This window comes from Kitasatospora putterlickiae (assembly GCF_039527695.1).
Taxonomy (GTDB): domain Bacteria; phylum Actinomycetota; class Actinomycetes; order Streptomycetales; family Streptomycetaceae; genus Kitasatospora; species Kitasatospora putterlickiae.
In genome coordinates, this window is record NZ_BAAAKJ010000402.1 from 5416 (window position 1) to 5772 (window position 357).

The window sequence follows — 357 nt, forward strand, 5'->3', positions numbered from 1 at the left end:
TGGTGCGCGACGCCATGGCGGCGGCCGTGCGCTCGCCGCTGCGCGGCCGGGTCGCCGAGCTGGCCACGCTGCTGCCGCAGGTGCCGCCGCACGCCGGGGTGGCGTACGGGCCGCTGCTGCGCGCCGTGGAGTTCAACCTGGCGGTCTGCCGGCCGGTGGTGGACGACTGGCTCGCCCACTGGTCGTCGGCGCCGCTGTCGGTGTCCCGGGTGACGGCGGCGCGGATCGCCGCCGAGCGGGTGCCGCTGCGGATCGCCTCGATGCTGCTGCGGCTGCTCGCGGACTGCGGCGGCCCGGCGGGCTCACCGGGCGGATCACCGAGTACCTGGTGCTCTGGTCGGCGCTGACCGCGCTCAC

Annotated in this window: 1 pseudogene; it reads left to right on the top strand. The window is 77.6% G+C overall.

The window, feature by feature from the left end:
• Nucleotides 1-347, top strand: a pseudogene (locus ABD308_RS34295) (hypothetical protein); the annotation flags it as partial.
• Nucleotides 348-357 lie beyond the last annotated feature (10 nt).